Here is a 21,475-nt window from a genome sequence, read left to right as displayed (position 1 = left end):
TGGCTCAGGACTCCCGCTTGGCGAGCACGTCGCGCTCGTAAGCCTTGACGACATCGAACCAGGCGGCGCCGACCGGCACGTTCCGGCTTTCGCAATAGTGATTCCAGACGGCAGCCCACGGGCTCGTCTTATGTTCCTCGAACAGCGCCATGCGCAGCGCGTAATCGCCGGTCGTTTCGGCGGCCTTGAGCTTGATCGCCGGCTCCAGCATGGCCTTCAGCAGCGCCTTGCGCATGTTGCGCATGCCGATCACCCAGGCGGCGATGCGGTTGATCGAGGCATCGAAATAGTCGAGACCGATGGCGGTGCGGTCGAGCATTCCGCCGCGCACCAGTTCGTTGGCGATGGCCTGCAGCTCGTCGTCGAACAGCACCACGTGGTCGCTGTCCCAGCGCATGGGACGCGACACGTGCAGCAGCACGCGATCGACGAACTGGAAGACGGCCGACAGCTTGTCGGATACCACCTCGGTCGGATGGAAATGGCCGGCGTCGAGGCAAAGCATGGTTCCGCGCGTCGCCGCGTAGCCCATGTAGAACTCGTTGGAGCCGACGGTGTAGGCCTCGGCGCCGATGCCGAACAGCTTGCTCTCGACGGCGTCGTAGTGGAACGCCTTGGAGATCTTCTCGGAGATCACCTCGTCGAGCGCCGCCTTCAGCGTCTCGCGCGGTCCGTAACGGTCGAACGGATAGTCCTTCGAACCGTCGGGAATCCAGATGTTCATCACCGAGGCCGTGCCGAGCGAGCGGCCGAAATGCTCCGATACCTTGCGGCTCGCCTTGCAGTGGTCGATCCAGAACTGGCGGATGCCGGTGTCGGGATGGCTGAGCGTCCGGTTGTCGGCACTCTTCGGATGCGAGAAGCAGGAGGGGTTGAAGTCGAGGCCGAGGCCATTTTCCTTCGCCCAGTCGACCCAGCGCTGGAAGTGCTTCGGCTCGATGGCGTCGCGTTCGACCTTGCGGTCGGCCTCCAGATAGAGGGCATGGAGGTTGAGCCGCTTGGCGCCGGGGATCAGCGACATCGCCTTGTCGAGGTCGGCGCGCAACTGGTCGGCATTGCGGGCCCGGCCGGGGTAGTTGCCCGACACCTGGATGCCGCCGGTGAGCTCGCCATCCGGGTTCTCGAAACCCTTGACGTCGTCGCCCTGCCAGCAGTGCATCGACACGGGAATGGTATCGAGCTTGGCCTGGACGGCCTCGGTGTCGATGCCGTCGCGGGCGAAATGCTCGCGGGCGAGTTCGTAGGCTTTGGTGATCGACGCGTTATCGGACATGACTCGCGGTTTCCTCCCGTTGGCTCCGCTGCTCGCTATCAATCATATTTCATCACAAACGATCAAGTGTGATCATGCCGGGGTGTTTCGAATATGCGAGGGCAACCTCAGTTGGTTTGGGACGATATCGACAGTTTGTATGTTGAAAATACAATGATTTTCAGATCTTGGCGGCGGTTCTGGCGTACATTTGCGTACCGACAAAAGTTCTAGCCGAATGACGGGAACGACGATATGCCGATCAAAGGTTTGATTTTCGATTGAAAATGATTGAATTTGCGTAGTGATCCCACTGGGAACGATCGGATAGGATTGACTATGATCCGTTTGTGGGCCGATGTGGCGTCGGCAGGGAGGAGAGCCATGATCAGAAAAGCCTTCGTCATGTGGGTCAATCCGGACGCCCACGCCGAGTACAAGCGTCGCCATGACGAGATCTGGCCGGAGCTGGCCGCGGTGCTCAAGGCGCATGGAGCGCACAACTACGCCATCTACCTGGACCCGAAGACATCGACGCTGTTTGCCACCGTGGACATCGAGTCCGAGGAGCGCTGGGATGCCGTCGCCTCGACGGACGTGTGCCAGAGGTGGTGGACGTACATGGCCGACATCATGCCGTCCAATCCGGACAACAGCCCGAAGTCGGCGGACCTTCGCAAGGTGTTCTTCCTCGCGTGAGCGTCAGGCGCTTACTGGAGCCGGACCGGTTGAGCCCTTCACGTCGAGGCGGGGCGGCAGGATGATGTGCCGGTCGGTCCGGCGCCCTTCGATGCGCTCGATCAGCAGCTTCATCGCCTCGCTGCCGAGCAGGTGCCCCGACTGATCGATCGACGTCAGCGACAGCTGCGGCAGCTCGGCGAGGCGCGAGTTGTCGTATCCGATCACGGAGAGGTCTTCCGGTATCCGGATGCCGAGCTTCAGCGCTTCGGCCATCAGGGTGAACGCGACGGAGTCCGTCCAGCAAAAGACGGCGGTCGGACGCCGGGGGGCGACCAGAATGCGTTGGGCCACCTCCTCGTCATAACGCTCGCCGCGGAAATGTGTGCCCTCGAAAATCGACATGTTGTCGGTCAGGCCATGAGCCGTCATGGTGTCCCGATAGCCTGACAAACGCAGGTTCGTCGAATTGTTGGGGGCGGCAGATGTCGGTTCGAGGCCGAAATAGGCGATGTCGCGATGGCCGAGCGATATCAGGTGCTCGACGGCAAGCCGAGCGCCGACGCGATCGTCGTTGTTGACGGTGTCATAGCCGCAGTCCCGATCGTGGCGGCCGATCATCACGGTCGGCACCGAGGTGGCGACGGTGGTGAGATAGGACTCCTCGAGGCGCGGCGCGACCATCAGGAACCCGTCGATCTTGTGATCGAGCATGGTGTCGATGGCGTGTTTCTCGCTGGCTTCGGCCGAGGGACGAAAGCCGATCAGCGGCTCGTAGCTGGTGCTCCTGAGCGTCGAGATCACACCGTCGAGGATGTCGGGGAAGAACGGATTGCGCATGTCCGGCAGCACGACGCCAAGGGTGTAGGTCCGGCCCCTGAGGCCGCGCGCCGCCGTCTGCGGACGATAGCTGAGCGCGGTCATTGCCGCCTCGACGCGGGTCCGCATGTCGTCAGACAGGCCGTAGGCGTTGCGCAGCACCTTGGAGACGGCGGCGCGCGACACGCCGGCCGCCTCCGCCACATCCTTGATCGTCGCGCGCTTCATGGTGCTCCGCCCGTTTCCGGCTCGTTTCCGAGGTTTCCTCTATACATTCGGCAGTTTGCCGGCAACGGCTATCATCCCTTCACGGCGCCGGCCGTCATGCCCTCAACGATCTGGCGGTTGAAGAACAGGAACATGATCAGTGGCGGAATGGTGATGATCAGGATGTTCATGAAGAGAAGATTATACGACGTATTGAACATGCTCTGGAAGTTGAACAACGTCAGCTGCACCGTGGCGTTCTTGGCTCCCGGCAGATAGTAGAGCGGGTTGGTGAAGTCGTTGAAGATCGCCACCGATTGCACGACGATCACCGTCACCGCCACGGGCTTCAGAAGCGGCAGCACGATGCGGAAGAACAGCGTGAACGGCCCGGCCCCTTCAAGGATCGCCGCTTCGTCGAGTTCGCGGGGGATGGTGGCGATGAAGGCCCGGAACAGCAGCACCGAGAAGGACAGGCTGTAGGCGATCTCGATCAGGATCAGCCCCGACAGCGTCTTGAACAGGCCCAGCCATTGCAGCAGCCAGATCGTCGGCACCACGGCCGGCGGCATGATCAGGCCGGCCAGCACCATGAAGTTGATGAGGCCGCTCCAGCGCGATGGTCGTCGCTGCAACACGAAGCCAACCATGGCGCCGAACACGACGAGCCCGGTTACGGCCACGACGGTCAGGATGATCGAATTGACGAAGGCTGTGATCAGCATGTAGTCGCGCGCCTGCACTACGGCGACCAGGTTGTCCCAGAAGTGTGTCTGGGTGGGCCAGGAGAAGTGCAGCTGCGAGGCTTCCGGCTTGTCCTTCAGCGCGTTGACGAGGATGAACAGGAAGGGCACGACGAACACCGCGAAGGCGGCGGCGAGCGACAGAATGCCGGTCGCGTAGTATCTCAGCTTCCTGGCGGTCATGCCTCGACCTCCTTGCGGTTGAGGACGAAGGACAAGGGCACGACGATGGCCGCCACCAGCACGAACAGCACGACGTTGCCAGCAGTGGAGAGGCCGTAGAAGCCGGCCTGATACTGCTTGTAGATGACCGACGCCACGACGTCGGTGGTGAACCCCGGCCCGCCCTTGGTCATCGCCCAGATCAGGTCGAAGGACCTGAGGCCGCCGATCAGGCTGAGGATGATCACCGTGACGGTGGCCGGACGGGCGAGCGGCAGCGTCACGTTCCAGAAGCGCTGCAGCGCGTTGGCGCCATCCATCTTGGCTGCTTCGTAATACTCGGCCGGAATGGAGACGATGCCGGCGATGTAGATGACGGTGGCGAGACCGACGCCCTTCCAGACATCGACGAAGGCGACCGAGAGCAAGGCGTAGCGCGGATCGGTCAGCCACGCCGGCCCCTTCAGGCCGAAGACGGCGATGATGTCGTTGATGAGGCCGTTGGTCGGATGCATCAGCATGGTGAAGGTGATGCCGACGCCGATGGTCGAGACCAGAACCGGGAAGAACACCACGGCGCGCAGGAGGTCGCGCATCATGACGTTGGACGTCAGCAGGATGCCGAGGAGCATGCCGAGCACCACCTTCGACCCCGAGGTGACGACGGCATAAATCAGCGTGTTGACAAGCCCCCAGACCAGGAAGGGTTCGCTGAAGAACTGCCGGAAATTGTCGAGCCCGATGAAGGAATACTGGAACAGCGTCCAGCGGGTCAGGCTGAAGAACAGCGAGGCGAAGGTCGGAACCAGGAACAGGACGCCGAAGATGATGGCGGCCGGCAGATAGAACCAGCTCGGATAGGCCGCCGCGAGCGAGCGGCGGGTGCCTTTTATTCCGTGACGTGTCATGGGGAACTCCAGAGCCGCTTGTCCGGTCGGTCGCAGCCTCGCGCGAACGCGGGGCCGCTTCTCGGGAGGAGAAGTCTAGATCATCCGTGAGAAAGGTCGTCTGACCTTTCGGATCGATCGACTAGGCCGAACAATGGGGTGGAGGCAGGCCGGCGTGCTGGCGCCGGCCCGGGATCCCATTGTTCGCGATGCTTCATTCCCAGCCGGGCAGGCCAAGTTGCAGCGCCTGCTTGCGCACGTCGTCGTCATAGAGCTTGGCGCCGTCGAGCGGCGAGCGGATACCCGAGCCGATTTCGACGGTGATCTGCTCGAGCGCCGGCCCCTTGACCGGCGACAGGAACTCGAGCGCCGGCGCATTCTTGCTGCCTTCGGCAAAGTAGCTGACGAGATCCTTGGTCGGGGATGGAACGTCGTCCGGTAGCGTGCAGGACTTGGTCATGTACGGCCCCAAGGCCCCGATCGCTTCTGTCTGCACGTCGCAGCCGTCCTTGCTGGCGACGAAGGCGATGAACTTCTTGGCCTCTTCCGGGTGCTCGGTCTGCGAGTAGGCGTAAACGCCTTCTCCGACCCAGACGGTCAGCCCGTTGTTGGCTGCATCGTCGCCAGGCAGGGCGAAGAAGCCGACGTCATCGAGGTTCTCCTTGTAGTTCTCGAACAGATTGCCGATGGCGAAGGTCAGCATCGGGTAGTGGACGCCTTCACCTTTCGACACCATGCGAAGGCCGTCGTCATAGCTTGCCGAGCCGAAGTCCTCGTTGAGATATCCAGCCTTGAACACCTCTTCCTGATGCTCGAAACCCTTCATGGCGGCCGGTGTGGTGGCGAACTTCGCCTTGTTGGCCGTGAAGTCGTCCGGGAAGGTCGGCGCCGCTTGCAGCACGTTGTAGAAGTCGCCCAGGAAGAACAGCTGCGAGGTCCAGGTATCCTTGAACGTCTGGATCACCGGAGCCGCCTTGGTCTTTTCCTTGATGACGGCATTGTTCTTCATGAAGTCGGCCCACGTCTTGGGAACGGACAGGCCAAGCTCGGCATAGATTTTCTTGTTGTAGAGAACGCCGCCGCCCATCGTTGTCCGGAAGGGAGAGCCGTAGATCTTGCCGTTCTCGCTGACCACCGACTTGAAGGTGTCCATGATGTCGGACTGATAGGCTTCGTCGGTGAGGTCGAGCATGTTCTGCTGCGGGTTGAGCGCGTGGAACAGCGAGCCGGTGTTGTACATGAAGACGTCGGTCATCTCGCCGGTGGCGAGCCGCGTCTTGACGATGTTGTCGCCCTCGCCGCCGCCGGGGCGGGATTCGACCTCGACGGCGATCTCAGGGTTCTTGGCGTGGAAGGCGGCGGCCAGCGCTTCGGACGCCTTGACGGTCGCCGGAGCGTTGTCGACGAGGAAGGTCAGCTTCACCTCCGCCGACGCCGGGAATGCAAACGATAGCGCAAGCGCGCTACCGGCCGCGGCCGTCACCAGAAGACGGCGGGAAATCGCAAAGATCATGGTCTCTCCTCCCAGTTTTCCATCCGTCCGGCCGTCCTCTCGGCCAAGGCGGAGAACCGTTCGCTTGCCTCAGTGGGCGACGGCAAACGTGATGACGTGGCGCCCGCTTCCCACGGCGAGACGCTGCTTGCTTTCTTCGGTGGCCGGGTCGACCGGCTTGCCGTCGAGGATGACGTTCCGGGCGCCGGCGGGCACGATCAGGGTGCCGCGCGCCCCGTCGGGGACGACGGTCTCCCAGATGACGGTGCCGTCGTCGACGCGCCAGCCCGCTTCGATCCGGCCTGCTGCCGAATGGTGGATGGCTGCCACCGGCGATAGCGCCGGAATGATCGCCGGCTCGAACAGGATGTGCCGGAAGCCCGGTTCGTCTTCGTCGGGCCTGAGGCCGGCCACCTCCTCGAACAGCCACTGGCACACCGCGCCATAGGCATAGTGGTTGTACGAGTTCATCGACGGATCGAACACCGAGCCGTCCGCCTGGATGGCGTCCCAGCGCTCCCAGATGGTCGTGGCGCCGTTTTTCACCTGATAGAGCCAGCCGGGCACTTCCTCCTGCAGGAAGAGCGCCCCGGCAAGGTCCGGCTCGCCGATCTTGATCAGCGCGGGCAACAGGGCGGGGGTGCCGATGAATCCGGTGCCGATGCGCCCGCCCGCCCGGGCGATGGTCGCCTTGAAATAGTCCTTTGCCGCCGAGCGCTTGTCCTCGGGAATGAGGTCGTGCAGGAAGGCGAGGGCATAGGACGTCTGGTCGTCGTAGGCGAGGCGGCCGGACGGTGTGATGAACTCGTGGGCGAAGGCCGCCTTCACCACCGCGGCCCGGTCCGACAAGCGCTTTTCGGTCGCCTTGTCGCCAACGAAGCCGGCGATCTTCGCCGTCAGCTTGGCCGCGATGAAGAGATAGATGGTGGCTGCCGCGTCGTCGCCGATGGTCGGCAGCGGTTTCTCGCTGGGGCCTTTCGGCTGCAGCCAATCGCCGAAGGTAAAGCCGCGCGCTCCCCAGGGGCGTGGCGGCCGGACGATCGGGCCGTTGCTGATCGACCAGACGAAGTCGTTCCAACGGATCATCGCCGGAAGCGTCTCGCGGAGGATGTCGAGGTCGCCATAGTGGCTGTAGAGCGCATGCGGCACGATCGATATGGCGTCGCCCCAACCGGTCGAGCCATAGAAGCCGACGTAGCGATCCTCGTGCCCGCGTGTCGGGTCGGGAACCACATGGGCGATCTCGCCATCCGCCCGCTGGTCGGCCATCACGTCGCGCAGCCACTTGACGAAGAAGTCGTGGCTGTCGTGCAGATAGCAGGCCGTGGCGGCGAACACCTGCGCGTCGCCGGTCCATCCGAGGCGCTCGTCACGCTGCGGACAGTCGGTCGGCACGTCGACGAAGTTGGAGCGCTGCGACCAGACCGAGTTTTCGACAAGGCGATTGACCAGCGGGTGACCTGTGGTCAGCCAGCCGGTCCGCGTCACCGCCGACGAGATCGGCACCGAGGCGATATCGACGATCTCCGCCTTGCCGGTCACCGTCACCCGCGCGAAGCGGAAGCCCTGGAAGGTGAAGATCGGTCGATAGCTTTCCTGTCCCTTGCCCTTCAGCACGTAGGTGACGAGGCAGGGTGCCGAACGCAGGTTGGTGTTGCAGAACTCGCCCTTGTCGAGGATTTCCGAGTGCTCGACCAACACCGTCGCGCCGGCTTCGCCCGTCACGGTCAGGGCGACATAGGCGGCGGCGTTCTGGCCGAAGTCGTAGATCGTGCGTCCCTCGGCATCCGTGAAGGACGAGACCGGCCGCAACAGATCGAGTTCCTTGACGCCGTTGACCTCGTGGGCGACCAGCACGGACGGATCGAAGTCCTCGTGCGGCACGCTGCCCTGATCGGCAGCGGCGCCTTCGAGACGGGCATCGTAGGTCTCGCCGAAGTAGATGCCGGATTTCAGCACGGGCGTGAGCCCGCTCGACCAGCTCGCGTCGGTGGCGAGGATCGTTTCCCCGTCCGCTTCGATCTCGGCGATGGCGGCGATGCGATCGCCCCAGGTGTTGAAGAGGGCGTGCTCGTGTGCCCACATCATCTGCGAGCGATACCAGCCATCGCCCAGCCAGATGTCGATGACGTTGTCGCCGTCGACCAGCATCGGGCCGACGTCGTAGGTCTGATAGCTGAGGCGATCGTAGTAGGAGGTCCAGCCCGGCGTCAGCAGGTCGTCACCGACGCGCTTGCCGTTGATGAAGGCGCGATAAAGCCCAAGCGCGCTGATCCTGAGAAGCGCCCGGCCACCACCTTTCGCCTGAAACGTCTTGCGCAGGAACGGCTGCCGCGTGCCGACACCGGCGTCGGAAAGCGGGCGGATCATCTGCGCCTTCCAGACATGCCCTTGGCCGGCGTTCGACGCGCCGACGGTTGCACGAGGGCTCGATCCCATCACGTTCATCTGTCTTGTCCTCCCACGGAGCGATCGAGCTGTGGCCAACCGTTCCGGTTTCCCGTTTGGCGCCGTTTGCGGCGCATTTTGTGGACCGGTTTACATTGAGGATGAACTAGCATCCGTCCCGTTCCAACCTTGCTTGCAAAAAAGTGTAGACCAGTTTACAAAATTGTAAAGAGGGAGCCTCGAGGAAAAGCTCTGCGTCCGGCGTTGGAGGCGTTGGGTCGCGAAATTCCAAGTGAATTCAATGCGAAACAACATCGGTCGCAGAGCGGCGTGGTGGGCAAGGGGAGGGCGGCGTGGCTGGACTGAAACTGGAGAGCGTGCGCAAGAGCTTCGGCGAGCTCGCGGTGATCCACTCGGTCGATCTCGATATCGACAGCGGCGAGTTTGTCGTCTTCGTCGGTCCGTCGGGCTGCGGCAAGTCGACGCTGCTGCGCCTCATCGCCGGCCTGGAAGACACCACTTCGGGGCGCATCGAGATCGACGGCGAGGATGTCACCGAGACGCCGCCTTCGCAGCGCGGTGTCGCCATGGTGTTCCAGTCCTACGCCCTCTATCCCCACATGACGGTGGCGGAGAACATGGGCTTCGGCCTGAAGATCAATCGCGCACCCAAGGCCGAGATCGCCCGCAAGGTGGGAGAGGCGGCGCGGGTGCTGCACCTTGAGGAACTGCTCGACCGCAAGCCCAAGCAGCTTTCGGGCGGCCAGCGCCAGCGCGTCGCCATCGGCCGCGCCATCGTCCGCAACCCCAAGGTCTTCCTGTTCGACGAGCCGCTGTCCAATCTCGATGCCGAGCTGCGCGTTCAGATGCGCCTCGAAATCGCCCGCCTGCATCGCGAGGTGAAGGCGACCATGATCTACGTGACGCACGATCAGGTGGAGGCCATGACGCTGGCCGACAAGATCGTGGTGCTGAGGTCGGGCCGCGTCGAGCAGGTGGGTCGGCCGATCGACCTCTATGCCGACCCCGACAATCTGTTCGTTGCCGGCTTCATCGGCTCACCGAAGATGAACTTCCTGAAAGGCATCGTCGGCGGTCGGGCCGATGCCGGCACAGAAGTCCGCATTCCCGCCTTCGATCTGGTGCTGCATCTGCCCATCGACGCCGACCTCGCGCCGGGCACGGCGGTGCTGGCCGGCGTACGCCCCGAGCAGTTCCACCAGACGGCCGCTCATATGATAGCTCTGCCGATCGAGGTGCTGGAGAACCTCGGCGGACAAACATACGCCTACGGCAGGGCGTCGGATGGCGATCAGATCATCGCCGAGGCGCGCTTCCTGCCACCCGGCTGGCGCGGCGCAACGCTCGATATCGGCTTCGATGCCGCGAGCGTTCTGCTGTTCGACCCGGATACGGGATTGCGAATCCGCTGAACGGCTAAGCCGCAAACCCATCCAGGAACAGCGCGATCGACGCCTTCACCCAGCTTTGCCGCTCGGCCGGGGTGAATGGGTCTCTGAGGCCCAGCAGGATCTGTCGTTGCGCCTCGTTGATCGTGCCGCGCAGGAGGTGCGCCACCGTCTCGACGTCGCCGTCTCGCAGAAAGCCGCTGGTCTGGTGGTCGCGAACCCAGGTCTCGAATGCCTTGGTGATGCGGGCCGTGGCTTGCCGGTAGCTGTCGGCAAGCGCAGGCACCTCCTGGCGCTCGCCGGCGATGAGACGGGTAAGCCGTACCGCCTCGTCCGACAATGCGAGATCGGCGTAGTTGGTCAGCAGGGCTTCGAGGCTGGAACGAGGGTCGACCCTTGCCAGGCGCGCCGCGTCGAGCCCCCCGATGGCGGCGTCGATTCGCGCCTCCATCGCCTCCTTCAGGAGATCTTCCTTGGCGTTGAACAGGCGGTAGAGCGTTCGCGTCGACACGCCGGCATCGCGGGCGATGGTGTCTATGCCCGTGCGAACGTAGCCCGTTTCCAGAAAGGCCTTCGCCGCCGCCGCGATGATCAGGGCGCGCGTCTCGTCCTCGCTTCTGACCGGCGGTCGGCCGGGGCCGCGCGTTTGGGGCTGAGTACTGTCGACCATGATGGTTCCCTCTTGCTTGACACAGGGTGGCGTCCGGAAATAAAGAAAACAATGATTTTCCATATTTTCGCAAGCCGAATCCGTTCTGGTTGCAGTTGCGGAAGGCAAGGATGAGATCGTTGTCCGCTTGGCGCCCCCTCGTTATCGCCGGCCTGGCTGCGGCCGGCCTCGGTCTTTCCGTCATCTGGGCGGTCGATCATCCTGAGCCGCTGATGCTGCAAGGCGAGGTGGAGGCGACCCGCGTCGACCTCGCCGCGCGTGTTGCCGGCCGCGTCGTCAGGACGCCGGTCGATATCGGCGATCGGGTCGCCGCCGGCGATCTGGTGATCGAGCTCGACAGTCCGGCGCTCAGGGCCGGGCTCGACACGTCGAAGGCTGCGCTCGCGGTGGCCAACTCCAACCGCGACCTCGCTTTTTCGACGCGGCAGGAAATGATCGACGCCCGCCGGGCCGAACGGGAAAAGGCAGAGGCCGACGTGCTGCTGGCGCAGAAGACTTACGACCGCGTCAGCCAGTTGCAGGAGCGGTCTTTCGCCTCCGAGCAGGTGCTCGACGAAGTCTCCAACAAGCTCAATGCCGCGTTCAAGGCGCGTGCCGCCGCCGAGGCCAATCTTCAGCTCGCGATCAAGGGCAACAGCCCCGAGCAGAAGGCGGTCGCCGTGGCGCAGGTCGAACAGGCCGCGGCTGCCGTCGCCCAGATCGAGACGGACCTTGCCGAACTCACGGTGAAGGCGCCGATGGCCGGCGAGGTGACGGCGCGGACCGCCGAAATCGGCGAACTGTTCGGCGCCGGCACGCCGCTTCTTTCGATCGTCGACATCGACAACGCCTGGTTCACCTTCAACGTCCGGGAAGATCTGCTGAATGGCCTTGCCGTCGGCGACATCCTGAAGGTGCGGGTGCCCGCGTTGGGCGGACGCGAAATCGAAACTCGCGTGACGGTCATTAACGCTCAGGGGTCCTATGCCAATTGGCGCGCCACCAAGGCGACCGGCGATTTCGATCTGCGCACCTTCGAAGTGCGGGCTCGGCCCGAAGAGGCGATCGAGGGCCTGCGCCCCGGCATGAGCGGACTGATCGACTGGTCCGGTCCCCGGCTCATGGATCGCTGAATCATGGCGCGAAGGGCCCACCTCGCGGCCGGCTTCCGACGGGTTCTTCTTGCCGAACTGCGGCAGATCGGTGCGCGGCCGGGCCTGATGTTCATGCTGGCGCCGTTCCCCCTGCTGCTGTTCGTGCTGCTGGCGGCGGTGTTTCAGCTCGGCCTGCCGCGCGAGCTGCCCATCACCGTCGTCGATCAGGATCGCTCGACGCTGTCGCGACAGATGGTCCGCATCGTCGATGCGACGCCGGAGGTGGCGGTCACGCGCGAGGAGGGCACGCTCAGCGAGGGGCGGCAACGGCTTCTCTCGGGTGAGGCCTATGCCGTGGTGCTGATACCGCCCCGCACCGAGCGCGACGTGCTGGCTGGCCGCCGGCCCGAGGTGGTGCTGTTCTACAACAACCAGTACATGACACCGGGCAGCCTCGTCGCGCGCGGGGTCGGCGGCGCTCTCGGCACGGTGGCGGCCGGCATTTCGATCGAGGCGCGCGTCGCCCGTGGCGCCGACGTGGAGAGCGCCACGCAGTCGGTGACGCCGGTGCCGGTGCGACAGAGCGCGCTGTTCAATCCGAGCCTCGAATACGTCCAGTTCCTGCTGGCGGCGGTGATGCCGACGGTGTTGCAGATCTTCATTGGGGCCAGCGCCGCGCTGTCCTTTTCCCGAGATCGTCAGGGCGTCGCCGGCCTCGGCAAGTCGCTCCGGCTCGGTGGTACCCTCTTGAAAACGACGGCGGGCAAGATGGCGCCCTATACGCTCGCCTATCTCCTCGTGCTCTGGGGCGCCGACGCCTTGCTGTTCGGCCCGATGGGCGCGCGCTTCGGTGGCAGTTTGGCCTTTCACGTCGCCTATGGCGTCGCCTTCGTGCTCGCCTCGCAGATGCTCGGCGCGGCGGCGGCGCTCATTGCCCGCGACACGGTCTCGGCGCTGGCGGCCGTCGGCGTCATCACGGGGCCGGCGTTCGGTTTCACGGGCATCACCTTTCCCCGTCTGTCCATGAACGGCTTTTCCGACATATGGGCCGACCTGCTGCCGGTGACGCACTATCTCGAACTGCGGACCGACAACATCCTGAGGGGAGCGCCGCTCGACATTTCGATGCCGGCCTTCGGCTGGCTGCTATCGCTGGCGCTCGCCTATGGCGGAGTGACGCTGCTTCTCCTGTGGCTCCACGGCCGTCCCCGGTCGTCCGTCGCCAAGGCGGTGGCCCGATGATCGCCGCCTTCTTGCGCGAGATCGCCGTGGCGATCCAAGCCATCTGGAACGACAAGGGCGCCCGCTCGACCATGTTGGGCGCGACGCTGTTCTTCTCGGTCTTCTTCCCGCAGCCCTATCTGTCCGAAGTGGTGCGCGATATGCCGGTGGCGGTCATCGATCAGGATGGTTCGACGCTGAGTCGCGAACTGATCCGCCGGATCGACGCTGCCGACGCTGTCGCCGTTACCCGTTATGCGGCCGACATGCCCTCGGCCCGCAAGCTTTTCCTCACGCGCCAGATTTACGGCATCATCGTCGTTCCTCCGCAGTTCGAACGAGATCTTCTCGCCGGCCGTGCAGCGCCGATCGCCGCCTTTTCCGACGGCGGCTATTTCCTGCTCAACTCGGTCATGTCCTCGGCGCTGTCCAACGCGGCCCGCAGCCTGGGTGCCGAGGTCCAGGTCGGGCGGCTCACCGCCTCAGGCGTCGACATGGCCCAGGCCATGGCCATCGTCGAACCGCTGCGCGTCACGACGGTGCCGCTGTTCAACCCGACCGGCGGCTATGCCAGCTTCGTGCTGCCGGCCGTCTTCGTGCTGATCCTGCAACAGACCCTTCTGATGGGGATCGGCAATCTCAAGGCGGGGCGCCGTTCGGCGGGCGGACTGTCGACCTTTGCCGACGCGATCGTCTACGTCGCCCTCTACAGTCTTTGGGCCGGCGTGGTCCTGGTCCTGCTGCCCTGGGTCTATCGGTTGCCCCGCATCGGCGATGTCGCCGTCATGTATGCGGTCGCCGTGCCCTTCCTGGCCGCCGTCACGGCGATGGGCTTCGCCGTCGCCCGGCTGATTCCCAGCAAGGAAGGCGTCATCTTCTTCCTGGTCGTGCTCGGCATGCCGCTGTTTTTCCTGTCCGGCGTCTCCTGGCCGGCCGAGGCCATGCCGCAGTTCCTCCGTACCGTGGCTTTCGCCATTCCCTCGACGACGGCGGTGCCGGCATTGGTGCGCGTCAATCAGATGGGCGCCGACCTGCGGTCGGTCGAGACGACGATTTTCGTCCAGCTCGCCCTTTGCCTCGCCTACTCGATGCTCGCCGTCGCAGCGGAGCGGTGGAAGAAAAAGCCATCAGCCTGACGCGACTTGCGCACCGCAACGGTTTCTGACCACACTCGGGAAAACACTGAGACGAGGTGCAGTATGGCGGCGGCGGGTCTGGGGTCGACGATCGGCCCTGTAGTGGTCCTTCTTTCAGCCGGCGTCCTGGCGGTGCCGCTGTTCCGCCGTCTCGGCCTCGGCTCGGTGCTGGGTTATTTTGCCGCCGGCGCCCTGGTCGGCCCCTCGGCGTTCGGCCTGTTCTCCGACCCCTCCGCCATGCTCCATGTGTCGGAACTCGGCGTGGTCATGTTCCTCTTCCTGATCGGTCTGGAGCTGCGGCCACAGAAACTGTGGGCGATGCGCGGCCAGATCTTCGGCCTCGGCCTTGCGCAGGTGGTGGCCTGCACCGGCTTGCTGACCGCCTGCGGCGTCGCGGTGTTCGGCCTTTCGCCCATTGCGGCCTTCATCGCCGGCGCCGGTTTCGTGCTGTCGTCGACGGCCGTCATCATGTCCATGCTGCAAGAGCGTGGCGAACTGGCCGGTCCCGACGGACAGAAGGCCGTGTCGATCCTGTTGTTCGAGGACCTGTCGATCGTGCCGCTTCTCGCGCTGGTGGCCTGGCTGGCGCCCAACGAGCATGGCGGAACCGGCTGGCTCGGTGTCGGGCTCGGCGCGGCGGGCGTGGCGGCGCTGCTGCTCGCCGGCCGGTTCCTGATCGATCCCTTCTTCGGCCTGCTTGCCCGCGCCCGCGCTCGCGAGGTGCTGACGGCCGGCGCACTGCTGGTCGTCCTCGGCGCGGCGCTGCTGATGGAGGCGGTGGGGCTCTCGATGGCGATGGGCACATTTCTCGCCGGCGTCATGCTGTCGGGGTCGAGCTATAGGCATCAGGTGGAAGCCGACGTGGAGCCGTTCAAAGGCCTCCTGATGGGGCTGTTCTTTCTGGCCGTCGGCATGTCGCTCGATATCCGGGTCGTGGTCGAACGCTGGCCGCTGCTGATCGGCCTGCTCTTCGCCTTCGCGCTGGTGAAGGCGGTCGGCATCTATGCCGTGGCGCGTCTCTTCGGCTCCGGCCATCGGCCGGCCTTCGGGCGCGCCTTGATGTTTGCCCAAGGCGGCGAGTTCGCCTTCGTCCTGTACACGGCGGCGGCGGGCGGTGGCGTCATTCCCACCGGCGACGCGGCGCTGTTCTCGACGGTGATCATCCTCTCCATGGCCTTGACGCCGTTGGTGCTCGTCGTCGCTGGCCACTTCCGTCGGGAGGAGGAAAAGTCGCTCGATGGTGTCGAGGAGGCGCGCGACCTGCGCGGCCGCGTTCTCCTGATCGGCTTCGGCCGCTTCGGCCAGATCGCCGCACAGTTGCTGCTGTCGCGCGGCGTCGACGTCTCGATGATCGAGAACGATCCCGACCGCATTCGCGAGGCGGGACGGTTCGGCTTCCGCATTTTCTACGGCGACGGTACCCGGCTGGATACGCTCCAACATTCCGGCGCCGCCGAGGCCGAGGTCATCATGGTCTGCGTCGACGATCGCAAGGCAGCCAACCGCATCGTCGAGCTCGTCAAGGCGCACTTCCCCTTGGCGCGCCTGCTCGTGCGCTCCTACGACCGCGTCCACTCGATCGAGCTCATCCGTGCCGGCGTAGACATCGAGGTGCGCGAGACCTTCGACGCGGCCCTGCACATGGGGGCCGAGGGCCTGAAGGCGCTCGGCTGCAGCGAGGAACGCACGACCGAAGCGCTTACCACCATCCGCCGTCTCGATGCCGAGCGTCTGGTGGCGCAGGTGCAAGGTGGCGTCATGGCCGGCCGCGAGAATCTGACCACGCGGCCGGTTCCCGAACCTCTGACGCCGCCCAGGAAACTGGCGGCAGACGAGGCCTGACGTCAGGCGACGCGTATCGCCGCGTTGACTTCGAGCCCCGCGAGATCGAGCGCGTAGAGCGCGTCGCACAGTTCCTGCGGCAGGAAGCCCGGTCCCTTGACGCGCTTGCCGGCGATGGCGCCAGCCGCCGCGTAGACGGCAAGCGCCGCCACCGTGCCCTCGAACGCCGGAGCGATGGCGACGAAGGCTCCGACGAGACCGGTCAGCGAGCAGCCGAGGGCGGTGGACAGCGGCATCAGCTCGTGGCCGCCCTCGATGGCAACGGTTCGCGCGCCATCGGTGACATAGTCGATCTCGCCGGTGACGGCGACCACCGCGCCGCTGGAGCGGGCGAGTGCGACGGCACTGTCGAGAGCGGCATTGGAGCTCGCCGAGCTGTCGACCCCTTTCGAGGCGAGGCCGGCAACGCCCGAAAGCGCCATGATCTCCGAGGCATTGCCGCGGATCACCGTCGGCCCCATCGCGACGAGATCGGCGGCGGCGGTGTTGCGAAGACGCGTCGCGCCGACGGCGACGGGATCGAACACGACGGGTTTGCCGGCGGCCTTGTACACGGCCGCCGCCAGCTTCATGCCGGCGATCCAGTCGGACGAAAGCGTGCCGATGTTCAGCGTCAGCGCGCGAGCGATGCGGCCGAAGTCCTCCACCTCGTCCATGGAATGCACCATGGCCGGCGAAGCGCCGGCGGCAAGCAGTACGTTGGCAGCGATGTTCATCGCCACGAAGTTGGTGATGTTGTGCACGAGCGGCCGTTCGGCGCGCACCTTCTCATGAAGGGTGTGAACGTCGGCAAGCGTCAGGGTGGTCATCGCGTGCTCCTTGCGCGAAGATCGCCCGCGGACAAGAAGACGTGTGGCTGCCGGACAGGCCGTGCCGCTCGCTCAATCCCTCCGCCGGCATGATCCGGATCAGGTTCGTGGGGTTGGATCGCTCCTCTCAGTCCGGCCAAGCCGGACACCCCCTTGAGACAGTGGGAGCATAGGCGGGGCGGGAAAGCGGCGCAAGTGGCGGAGGTGGAGCGCGGCCAATCATGGCGGGTCCCCATCCCCGCCCACCATCAAGCTTTGCGGGGTGCGCCAGCGAGCCGCAACAAATCGTCGGTTTGGGCCGGAATCCGCTCCGCCAGACGAGCGGCGGCAACCGGCGCCAGCCAGGCCATGATGTCGGCGGCCGTCGTTTCGCCCAGTCTGGCATAGGCGTCAACGTACTCGGCCGCTGCCATCGGGTCGGCATGGTGGATCAGAACATAGCTTCTGCAGACATCGGCGGCCGGCGTGCCGCTGCACGCATCCAGCCAGTCTAGGACCATGATGTCGTCGGCGGAGCCTTGAATGTTCCAGGGGTGAAAGTCGCCATGACATAGGCAGTCGCCATCCGGCAGTGCGTCGAGTTGGCGAAGGAGGCGGTCCTGCGAGCTACGATCAAGCTCTTCGGCACGCTGGATATTGGCCGATAGCCGCGCTTTCAGGGATGGCAAACCGCTTCCTGGCTGACGGTGCACGAGAAGGTGCAGCCGTGCCAGCTCTTCGATATGGAGTCTCCGGTCGCCCGACATCATCCGATCCGCGAAGCTCGGTCCACGCGCACGGTCCATCACCAGACCCCAGCGGCCGCCATACTCACCGACGGCGTGGATCCTGGGCGTTGGCAGGGCGAGCTGTTCGAGGATGGACAGATTGGACGCTTCCCGGAATGCGGCGGCTTTCTGGGACTCGCTCCGATAGAGCTTGAGCGCGAAGTCTCCGTACTCGAACACCTCGGCTTCCTTGCCTGAGCCGAGCCGGCGAGCAATCTCGCACATTCGGAAATCCTGTCGATAGCCGTCGAACTCCCCCCATCCTACAGGGAAAAGAGGGAGTGACCGGCGCTTTTCCCTGACCGGCTTTTCTAGCCTGCGACGCCAAGGAGTTGGCGCACCGACGCCAGCAGGAACTCGTCCTGATAGTGCCCGGCGGCGAAGGACAGTCCGACCGGGCAGTCGTTGACCGTCAGCAGCGGGGCGGAGATCTCCGGCAGACGACCAACGCCGGCGAATGCCGTGATGGTCATGGTGCGATCGTAGAAATCCAGCACCCTGTCGAGGGTCGTCAGGGTCCCTTTCAGGGGCGCTATGACAGGTGTCGTCGGAAAGCAGATGACGACGCCGGCCGGCAGGAAAGCGTTGATCGCCTCAAAGAAACGTTCGCACCGCACCAGACTGTCCAGAGCAGCAAGACGGTCGAACCGCTGCACGTTGCCATAGGCCAAGGTGAAGGTGGTGCCCAGCTCCGGCTTGGCGGTCTCGATCCAGTTGCCTATGGTGCTTTGAAACTCGGCGGTCTGCAGGTCGCGCAGCGCCTTGTCGTTGCAATCGCCAAGCGGCAGGCCTTCTCCAGCGATCTCGGAGAAGCGGACTGTCTCCAGTGGAATCCCGGTCCGCTCGGAAACTCTATGCAATGCGGCGTTGGCCTGCTCACGTACGGCTTCGTCGCAAATGTCGAATGCATCGGCCAGGAGCAGCAGCCGGCGGAGCGGGGCGACAGCGCGGGAGCCACTCCGCAACAGGACGCGGGCCGCCGCGTCGAGGTGTTCGAAGTGGGCTGCCAACACGCCAACCGTACTGACGCTCGGCATGAACGGCAAAACGCCGGCTTCCGAGATGCGGTGGAGCGAAGGCCGCATTCCCCAGAGCCCGCACAGGCTTGCCGGAACGCGGATGGAGCCGCCGGAATCGGTGCCGATCGAGAATTGCGCCAGCCCATTGGCAACGGAGGCGGCCGACCCGCTTGAGGAGCCGCCCGGAACTCGGTCCGGCGCCCTGGCGTTGCGCGGCGTTCCAAAGAATTGGCTTTCTCCGTCGAGGCTGTAAGTAAACTCGTCGGCGACGACCTTGCCAACGCACTGCGCTCCGGCGGAGAGCAACTGGTCGACACAGACGGCGTTGTGCACCGGTGCGGCATGGCCGTCCCTCCACGCGGGGCTGCCATAGGAGGTCTGGTGGCCGGCAACGTCGATGTTGTCCTTGACCGTGAAGGTCGTGCCATCCAGCGGTCCGCTCCCGACAGGTCTGAGATCCAGTCGCTCGACAAGAGAACCGGATGGGTCGGATGGAACGATTTTGGACATGATTTTCACTCGGACGTTGCCCCAAAGGCGGGCAGAGCACGATTCGTGGTTGGGGGACAACGCTGATCGGACGGGGAACAAAGTCGACGGTGGATATCAGCGCGCCAGCGTCGAGAAACCAGCAGGTCGCGACCGTGCGTCCTGACTGAAAGCTTGGTATTTATAGACAAGAATATTTCCGAATATGAATTGTTTACCTGGCGCACTTAGGATTGCGTTCGGCTTATGCGAATGGCTGATGTATCGGGCAGTGTGACGATCTATGCGTATCAGGCTGGTCATGTTCGTGCTGATCGGGCTCAGCCTGATGCCGTTTCTGGTCAACCAGATTCTTCTCGCCCAGAAGAATATGCGTAGCGCCGTCGATGTGGCGGAGGACAGCCTGCAGCTATCGCTCAGCCGCGCCGAGGACATGTTTGCCGACGCACAGACGGAGCTCGAAAATCTCTCGTTAACCGTCGCCTTGATCGACTCTCTTCGCTATGTCTCACCCGAGCAGTGCGGCCAGACGCTAAGCGAGATTGCCAATGCCTATTCGAGCGTCGAGGCGATTGCGCTGTTGACTCCTCAGGGCACGGCCTATTGCGCCTCGGACCCAAGGGCCTTCGGCGTTTCCTTCGCCGAGCGCCAGTACTTCACCGACAGCCTGCCCTCGAAGGGCATTGTCTGGGGCGACCTTCAGGTCAGCAAGGTCACCGGAAGGGTCATCGTCGCCTCTGCGCGTGCCGTTCGCCACGCAGGCGAGGTGTCCTTCGTCGTTCTGGTTTTGCTCGACGTCGCGGCACTGAAGGACCAGACCTTCGGGCAGTTCCAACTCCATGTCGCGCAGGCCGCCCTTGTGAACGGCAAGGGCGACACTCTCGACAGGATCGCCTTCGACGGTGACGTCGCGCCGTTCGACGCGGCGACGCGGGAGCGGCTACGGTCAGCAGGGACCGGCATCCTGAAACCCGAAACGCGCGACGCGACTTCGACCCTTATCGGCGTCATGAAACTGCCCATGGCCGACGGTCGCATCGTCTTTTCCGCGCCGATCGGGCAGATCTATGCCGAAGCCCGCCGCGAAATGATTGCGGCCATCGTTCTGACCTGTCTGGAAACGCTTGTGATCGCCGTCTTTCTGCTTGCGGCGCTGGAGCTCCTGATCCTGCGCGGCCTGCGCCGGATAGCGCAGTTCGCGGGGCGCATCACGGCTGGCAATCACAATCAACGGGTGATCGTCCGCTCGCCTCTGCCCGAATTTGCCGTCTTGTCGTCGGCGCTCAACATGATGATCGACACGCTGGAAAAAGCGAGCTTTACCGACGCCTTGACTGGCTTGGCCAATCGACGCGCCCTTGAGGCTCATTTCGGCCGTTGTGACGAACGCCTGAGCAAGACGGGCGTCGGTTTCTCGATCGCCATGATCGATATCGACCATTTCAAGCTGTTCAACGACCGGTTCGGCCATGCCACGGGGGATGCCGTGCTCCGCATGGTCGGCGAGACGCTGAGGGCCTCCATTTCGTCCGAAGGAGAGGTCGCGGCCCGCTACGGTGGCGAGGAGTTCACCCTGATCCTGTCGGGGGCCGGTTGCGAGCACGTCGCCGAACGACTGGAGATACTGCGCCGCGCCGTCGAGGATCTGGAGATCCTTCACCCCGACTCGCCGCATGACAAGTTGACGGTCAGCATCGGCTTTGCCTCCGCCCAGTCCGGCGGCACCGCCCAGGAAGCGCTCGAGCAAGCCGATCTCGCCCTTTATGCCGCCAAGGCGGGAGGCCGAAACCGGGTCGAGAGCGAGGCTCGACCGTTGCCGGGCGTGCAAGGCCTTCCGTGGCCGGACGGCGCGGTCGCGGCGGTTGCCTCCTGAACCCGGCCACGACCCGCCGCCGTTCCGCGCCGTCCGCTACCCAAAGTCCCAAAGATCGCTAGTCGGCGAGCCAGCGGCCCGACTTGCCGCCGTCTTTCTCGATGAGGCGAATGGCCTCGATACGAACGCCTTTTTCGACTGCCTTCACCATGTCGTAGACCGTGAGGCAGGCGATGGAGACTGCGGTCAGCGCCTCCATCTCCACACCCGTGTTGCCGGTGCAGCGGACGATGGCGGTGATCTCAAGACCGGGCAAGGTGGGATCCGGCGAGATGTCGATCGCCGCCTTGCTGATCGGCAGCGGGTGGCAGAGCGGAATGAGGTCGGACGTCTTCTTGGCGGCTATGATGCCGGCGAGGCGAGCGGTGGCGATGACGTCGCCCTTGGGCGTCCGCCCATCGACGATGAGCGCCAGCGTTTCGGCTTTCATCACCACCTTGCCGCCGGCGATCGCCGTGCGGGCGGTGATCGCCTTGTCGCCGACATCGACCATGTGGGCGGCGCCCTTCTCGTCAAGGTGGCTGAGAAAGGGCGGCATC

General features: G+C 64.5%; 18 protein-coding genes and 1 riboswitch. Of the genes, 7 read left to right on the top strand and 11 right to left on the bottom strand.

The features are described from left to right. Window positions 1–4: 4 nt before the first annotated feature. Window positions 5–1,273, bottom strand: coding sequence for an L-rhamnose isomerase (locus QQZ18_RS10330; protein ID WP_284540748.1), 1,269 nt, complete (start codon window positions 1,271–1,273; stop codon window positions 5–7). A 363-nt stretch (window positions 1,274–1,636) separates the two neighbouring features. Between QQZ18_RS10330 and rhaM the strand changes: the two genes are divergently transcribed. Further along, window positions 1,637–1,951: an L-rhamnose mutarotase gene (gene rhaM, locus QQZ18_RS10325; protein WP_284540746.1), complete on the top strand. Its 315-nt coding sequence runs from the start codon at window positions 1,637–1,639 to the stop codon at window positions 1,949–1,951. A gap of 3 nt (window positions 1,952–1,954) precedes the next feature. Here the strand turns inward: rhaM and QQZ18_RS10320 are convergent, their stop codons facing one another. The 5 genes from QQZ18_RS10320 to QQZ18_RS10300 form a co-directional block, all read right to left on the bottom strand. Next, window positions 1,955–2,977: a LacI family DNA-binding transcriptional regulator gene (locus QQZ18_RS10320; RefSeq protein WP_284540744.1), complete on the bottom strand. Its 1,023-nt coding sequence runs from the start codon at window positions 2,975–2,977 to the stop codon at window positions 1,955–1,957. Window positions 2,978–3,048: 71 nt separating this feature from the next. Next, window positions 3,049–3,882, bottom strand: coding sequence for a carbohydrate ABC transporter permease (locus QQZ18_RS10315; RefSeq protein WP_284540742.1), 834 nt, complete (start codon window positions 3,880–3,882; stop codon window positions 3,049–3,051). Then, a complete protein-coding gene (locus QQZ18_RS10310) occupies window positions 3,879–4,769 on the bottom strand; it encodes a carbohydrate ABC transporter permease (RefSeq protein ID WP_446728626.1) in 891 nt (296 codons plus the stop codon). The genes QQZ18_RS10315 and QQZ18_RS10310 overlap by 4 nt, the downstream gene beginning before the upstream one ends. Before the next feature lie 193 nt (window positions 4,770–4,962). Continuing rightward, window positions 4,963–6,261: an ABC transporter substrate-binding protein gene (locus QQZ18_RS10305; protein ID WP_284540740.1), complete on the bottom strand. Its 1,299-nt coding sequence runs from the start codon at window positions 6,259–6,261 to the stop codon at window positions 4,963–4,965. 69 nt (window positions 6,262–6,330) lie between these two features. Next, on the bottom strand, window positions 6,331–8,679 hold the full coding sequence (locus QQZ18_RS10300; RefSeq protein ID WP_446728635.1) for a family 78 glycoside hydrolase catalytic domain: 2,349 nt from the start codon (window positions 8,677–8,679) through the stop codon (window positions 6,331–6,333). Window positions 8,680–8,981: 302 nt separating this feature from the next. Between QQZ18_RS10300 and QQZ18_RS10295 the strand changes: the two genes are divergently transcribed. After that, window positions 8,982–10,061 (top strand): ABC transporter ATP-binding protein, encoded by a 1,080-nt coding sequence (locus tag QQZ18_RS10295; RefSeq protein WP_284540738.1) that lies wholly within the window; start codon window positions 8,982–8,984, stop codon window positions 10,059–10,061. A gap of 4 nt (window positions 10,062–10,065) precedes the next feature. Here the strand turns inward: QQZ18_RS10295 and QQZ18_RS10290 are convergent, their stop codons facing one another. After that, window positions 10,066–10,707 (bottom strand): TetR/AcrR family transcriptional regulator, encoded by a 642-nt coding sequence (locus tag QQZ18_RS10290; RefSeq protein ID WP_284540736.1) that lies wholly within the window; start codon window positions 10,705–10,707, stop codon window positions 10,066–10,068. A gap of 110 nt (window positions 10,708–10,817) precedes the next feature. Between QQZ18_RS10290 and QQZ18_RS10285 the strand changes: the two genes are divergently transcribed. The 4 genes from QQZ18_RS10285 to QQZ18_RS10270 all read left to right on the top strand — a co-directional run bounded on the left by QQZ18_RS10285 (window position 10,818) and on the right by QQZ18_RS10270 (window position 15,979). Beyond that, entirely contained in the window at window positions 10,818–11,819 is a 1,002-nt protein-coding gene (locus QQZ18_RS10285) for an HlyD family secretion protein (protein ID WP_284540734.1), read from the top strand. A gap of 3 nt (window positions 11,820–11,822) precedes the next feature. Continuing rightward, window positions 11,823–13,022 carry an ABC transporter permease gene (locus QQZ18_RS10280; RefSeq protein WP_284540732.1) on the top strand — a complete coding sequence of 400 codons (1,200 nt, stop codon included), beginning with the start codon at window positions 11,823–11,825 and terminating at the stop codon, window positions 13,020–13,022. Next, complete coding sequence (locus QQZ18_RS10275) at window positions 13,019–14,137, top strand: ABC transporter permease (RefSeq protein ID WP_284540730.1); 1,119 nt, start codon at window positions 13,019–13,021, stop codon at window positions 14,135–14,137. The genes QQZ18_RS10280 and QQZ18_RS10275 overlap by 4 nt, the downstream gene beginning before the upstream one ends. Before the next feature lie 63 nt (window positions 14,138–14,200). Then, window positions 14,201–15,979, top strand: a complete 1,779-nt coding sequence (locus QQZ18_RS10270; RefSeq protein WP_284540728.1) for a monovalent cation:proton antiporter-2 (CPA2) family protein — start codon at window positions 14,201–14,203, stop codon at window positions 15,977–15,979. A gap of 2 nt (window positions 15,980–15,981) precedes the next feature. On the opposite strand, the gene thiM is transcribed toward QQZ18_RS10270, so the two are convergent. The 3 genes from thiM to QQZ18_RS10255 form a co-directional block, all read right to left on the bottom strand. Then, complete coding sequence (thiM, locus tag QQZ18_RS10265; protein WP_284540725.1) at window positions 15,982–16,788, bottom strand: hydroxyethylthiazole kinase; 807 nt, start codon at window positions 16,786–16,788, stop codon at window positions 15,982–15,984. Window positions 16,789–16,847: 59 nt separating this feature from the next. Continuing rightward, window positions 16,848–16,951, bottom strand: a riboswitch (TPP riboswitch). 85 nt (window positions 16,952–17,036) lie between these two features. After that, on the bottom strand, window positions 17,037–17,780 hold the full coding sequence (locus QQZ18_RS10260; protein WP_284540723.1) for a phosphotransferase family protein: 744 nt from the start codon (window positions 17,778–17,780) through the stop codon (window positions 17,037–17,039). Window positions 17,781–17,866: 86 nt separating this feature from the next. Next, window positions 17,867–19,084, bottom strand: coding sequence for an amidase family protein (locus QQZ18_RS10255; RefSeq protein WP_284540721.1), 1,218 nt, complete (start codon window positions 19,082–19,084; stop codon window positions 17,867–17,869). A gap of 262 nt (window positions 19,085–19,346) precedes the next feature. Between QQZ18_RS10255 and QQZ18_RS10250 the strand changes: the two genes are divergently transcribed. Continuing rightward, window positions 19,347–20,936, top strand: coding sequence for a diguanylate cyclase (locus tag QQZ18_RS10250; protein ID WP_284540719.1), 1,590 nt, complete (start codon window positions 19,347–19,349; stop codon window positions 20,934–20,936). Window positions 20,937–20,994: 58 nt separating this feature from the next. On the opposite strand, the gene moaC is transcribed toward QQZ18_RS10250, so the two are convergent. Beyond that, on the bottom strand, window positions 20,995–21,474 hold the full coding sequence (gene moaC / locus QQZ18_RS10245) for a cyclic pyranopterin monophosphate synthase MoaC (protein WP_284540717.1): 480 nt from the start codon (window positions 21,472–21,474) through the stop codon (window positions 20,995–20,997). Between the last annotated feature and the right edge of the window lies 1 nt (window position 21,475).

This window comes from Pleomorphomonas sp. T1.2MG-36, from assembly GCF_950100655.1.
Lineage (GTDB): Bacteria > Pseudomonadota > Alphaproteobacteria > Rhizobiales > Pleomorphomonadaceae > Pleomorphomonas.
The sequence above is the reverse complement of the archived record's forward strand: the minus strand, read 5'-3'. Positions and strand labels throughout refer to the sequence as shown.

Coding starts and splice junctions, on each gene's coding strand:
- QQZ18_RS10320 (WP_284540744.1), bottom strand. CDS start 2,977: ATGAAGCGCGCGACGATCAAGGATGTGGCGGAGGCGGCCGGCGTGTCG.
- QQZ18_RS10330 (WP_284540748.1), bottom strand. CDS start 1,273: ATGTCCGATAACGCGTCGATCACCAAAGCCTACGAACTCGCCCGCGAG.
- QQZ18_RS10285 (WP_284540734.1), top strand. CDS start 10,818: ATGAGATCGTTGTCCGCTTGGCGCCCCCTCGTTATCGCCGGCCTGGCT.
- QQZ18_RS10305 (WP_284540740.1), bottom strand. CDS start 6,261: ATGATCTTTGCGATTTCCCGCCGTCTTCTGGTGACGGCCGCGGCCGGT.
- thiM (WP_284540725.1), bottom strand. CDS start 16,788: ATGACCACCCTGACGCTTGCCGACGTTCACACCCTTCATGAGAAGGTG.
- QQZ18_RS10300 (WP_446728635.1), bottom strand. CDS start 8,679: ATGGGATCGAGCCCTCGTGCAACCGTCGGCGCGTCGAACGCCGGCCAA.
- QQZ18_RS10290 (WP_284540736.1), bottom strand. CDS start 10,707: ATGGTCGACAGTACTCAGCCCCAAACGCGCGGCCCCGGCCGACCGCCG.
- QQZ18_RS10270 (WP_284540728.1), top strand. CDS start 14,201: ATGGCGGCGGCGGGTCTGGGGTCGACGATCGGCCCTGTAGTGGTCCTT.
- QQZ18_RS10310 (WP_446728626.1), bottom strand. CDS start 4,769: ATGACACGTCACGGAATAAAAGGCACCCGCCGCTCGCTCGCGGCGGCC.
- QQZ18_RS10260 (WP_284540723.1), bottom strand. CDS start 17,780: ATGTGCGAGATTGCTCGCCGGCTCGGCTCAGGCAAGGAAGCCGAGGTG.
- QQZ18_RS10250 (WP_284540719.1), top strand. CDS start 19,347: ATGCGTATCAGGCTGGTCATGTTCGTGCTGATCGGGCTCAGCCTGATG.
- QQZ18_RS10275 (WP_284540730.1), top strand. CDS start 13,019: ATGATCGCCGCCTTCTTGCGCGAGATCGCCGTGGCGATCCAAGCCATC.
- rhaM (WP_284540746.1), top strand. CDS start 1,637: ATGATCAGAAAAGCCTTCGTCATGTGGGTCAATCCGGACGCCCACGCC.
- QQZ18_RS10315 (WP_284540742.1), bottom strand. CDS start 3,882: ATGACCGCCAGGAAGCTGAGATACTACGCGACCGGCATTCTGTCGCTC.
- QQZ18_RS10255 (WP_284540721.1), bottom strand. CDS start 19,084: ATGTCCAAAATCGTTCCATCCGACCCATCCGGTTCTCTTGTCGAGCGA.
- moaC (WP_284540717.1), bottom strand. CDS start 21,474: ATGCCGCCCTTTCTCAGCCACCTTGACGAGAAGGGCGCCGCCCACATG.
- QQZ18_RS10280 (WP_284540732.1), top strand. CDS start 11,823: ATGGCGCGAAGGGCCCACCTCGCGGCCGGCTTCCGACGGGTTCTTCTT.